This is a genomic window from Halobaculum sp. EA56, assembly GCF_051195075.1.
In the GTDB taxonomy this organism is placed as follows: Archaea; Halobacteriota; Halobacteria; order Halobacteriales; family Haloferacaceae; genus Halobaculum.
Window position 1 is genome coordinate 1 of record NZ_JBNTJX010000061.1, and the last position, 2,761, is coordinate 2,761.

Annotated in this window: 3 protein-coding genes; all 3 read right to left on the reverse strand. The window is 73.2% G+C overall.

Annotated features, from left to right (window positions below; translation table 11 throughout):
* Positions 1 to 192 precede the first annotated feature (192 nt).
* Positions 193 to 1,032: a ZIP family metal transporter gene (locus ACQUQ1_RS21860; RefSeq protein ID WP_435066311.1), complete on the reverse strand. Its 840-nt coding sequence runs from the start codon at positions 1,030 to 1,032 to the stop codon at positions 193 to 195.
* A 102-nt stretch (positions 1,033 to 1,134) separates the two neighbouring features.
* Positions 1,135 to 2,328 carry a mechanosensitive ion channel family protein gene (locus ACQUQ1_RS21865; protein WP_435066312.1) on the reverse strand — a complete coding sequence of 398 codons (1,194 nt, stop codon included), beginning with the start codon at positions 2,326 to 2,328 and terminating at the stop codon, positions 1,135 to 1,137.
* Positions 2,329 to 2,437: 109 nt separating this feature from the next.
* A partial coding sequence (locus ACQUQ1_RS21870) for a GNAT family N-acetyltransferase (protein ID WP_435066313.1) occupies positions 2,438 to 2,761 on the reverse strand: 324 nt, incomplete at its 5' end.

The window sequence follows — 2,761 nt, forward strand, 5'->3', positions numbered from 1 at the left end:
GCACGCCGAGCGGGCCGGGCTCCCCGTGACGCGTCTCGACCGACGCGGCCGACCGTTAGCGGGCGAGTAGGACCGCCGGCCCGACCGGGCGGCCGTCCGCCGAGGGCGTCGCCACCCCGGGTTCCGACCCCAGTCTCCGGCGGTTCAACCCCCCGGTCGCGGGGGTCTCGACGGTGCCGCGGACGCTCCGTGTCACGCGGCCAGCGCGACGTCCAGGTACAGCATCACGACCACGCCCACCATCGTTCCCAGCGTCGCGACGCGCTCGTGGCCTCGCGAGTGCGTCTCGGGCAGGATCTCGTCGGAGATGACGAACAGCATGCCGCCGGCGGCGAAGCCCATCGCGTACGGGAGCACCGGCGCGGCGAGCGCGACGGCGACCGCGCCGATCACGGTGAGCGGGATCTCGACGAGCCCCGACCGGATCCCGGTGAGGACGGCGTACGTTCGCCGGTCGAAGCCGGCGTTGATCGCGGCGACCGACACCGCGAGCCCCTCGGGGACGTTCTGGAGGCCGATCGCGAGCATGAGCGAGAGGCCGTTCGCGACGTTCCCCGAGCCGAAGCCGACGCCGACGGCGAGCCCCTCCGGCATGTTGTGGATGGTGATCGCGACGATGAACAGGATCACCGAGGCGACCTTCGCGTCGACGACGGTCTGGTCGGGCCGCTCCCGGCCGGTGATCAGGACGTGGACGTGGGGGACCCAGTGGTCGGCCTGGTCGAGCACGAGCACGCCGAGGACGATGCCCGCGAGCACCGGGACCGGCGAGAGCAGGCCGGTCGCGGGGACGCCGGGGACGACGATCTCCGTCAGGTCGATCCCGGGGACGATGAGCGACGTGAACGACGCCGCGAGCATCACGCCCGCGGCGAAGCCGAGGGCGCCGTCGAGCGCCCGCTCCGACGGGTTTCGGACGACGAGCACCAGCAGGGCGCCGACCATGTTCATCACGGCGATGATGACTCCCCCGGCCAGCGCCTGCACGACGGGTTCCGTCCCCACCAGATCGACGAAGAGTCCCTCGAACACGTCAGCCACACCGCCCGGCGGTCATCAAAAGATACCGGTCGGGACGGGCGGCGACCGTCGCGTCCGACCGCCGCGGCCCGCCCGGCGACGTCGACACGCGGGTCAGTTCTCGGTTCCCGGCGCGGCGGCGCCGGGCGGCTCCCCGCGCCCCTCGGCGACGCGGAAGCCCCCGGTCTCCTCGCGGCCCGTGACCTCCCGCTGCGGGTACGGGATCTTGATACCGGCGTCGTCGAGCGCGACCTTCACCGCGCGGACGACCGCCGCCGTCGCGAGCGCCCGCTTGGGGGCGCTGGGGCGGTCGATCCAGAAGCGACACTCCAGGACGACCGCCGAGTCGCCCAGCGACTTCGGCACCACCTGCGGCGGGGGGTTGTCCTCGATCTCGCTCACGTCCGCCAGCGCGTCGCTCACGACCGCCTCCGCGGTCGCGAGGTCGGCGTCGTAGTCGACGCCCACGTCCGTCGACAGCCGGAGCTGGCCGAGCCGCGTCCGGTTCGAGACGGTGGCGTTGGCCACGCGCTCGTTCGGGATGACGACCACCTCGCCGCCGGCGGTGCGGATGCGCGTGTTGATCACGGTGACGTCGGCGACGATCCCCTCCTCGCCGTCGATCTCGACCCAGTCGCCCAGCTCGAACGGCCGGGAGAACATGAGCACGAAGCCGGCGATGAGCGAGCCGATCGTCGAGCGCGCGGCGGTACCGACGACGATGCCGAGGAAGCCGGCGCCCACGAGGAGGCCCCCGAGGTTCACGCCCCACACCGTGAGCCCCCCGACGAGCGCCGCCACGAGCACGGTCACCTGGAGCACGCGGAAGACGATCCCCTTCTGGTGTTGGTTGATCGCGTCCGACTCGGCGGCGTAGTCGTCGAGGCGGGACTCCAGCACGTCGATGGCGACGACCGCGGCGCCGACGAGCCCGACCGACACGAGCAGCCGGAGGATCCGCGGCACCGCCGCCGCCATCGCGTCCACCGCCGCCAGGGCCACGGAAACGTAGCCCCACACGACGAGGGTCGCCAGCCCGGCGGCGAGCAGCACCGCGAACTGGAGCGTCCGCACGACGGCCGTGACCGGCAGCCGCCAGTCGGACTCGGACACCTCGACGGGCACCCGCTCGTCGCCGAGCACCCGGTCGCGGACGACCCGGTGGACGACGCGGACCGTCCGCGGCGCCAGGAGGAGGGCGGTGACCGCCGCGGCCGTCAGCAGGACGACGGTCGCCGCCACGCGCGCCTCGACGGTGACGAACCCCTCAAGGGTCTCTCGGAGCGTGGCGAGGAAGGCGGTCTGCATACGTCTGACAACGAAGGCGAACGCAAAAACGCGGCGGTGTGGCTATCGAACCCGATTCTCTCGGCCCGCCCCGCCGGCCCGGGACCCCTTCGGTCCTCGCCCCGACGCCTCACAGCCGCGTGCTCACGTACGGGCCGTCCTGGTAGTACCCGAGCTTGTCGCGGTAGTAGCCGCGGACGCCGACCCCGGAGATGACCGACAGCTTCGGGAAGCCCGCGTCGGCCGCGATGTCCTCGGCCTCACGCAGCAGCCGACGACCGTACCCACGGTGCTGCCAGTCGCCGTCGTCGCCGTCGAACGTCGCCGGCGACCCGTACACGTGAAGCTCGCGCACGAGCGCGGCGTCCGCCAGCTCGCGGCGGACGGGGTCGCCGTCGGCGGCGGGGCCCGCGCCGGGGGCGGCGTGCGAGTAGGAGGGGAACCGGAGGCGACA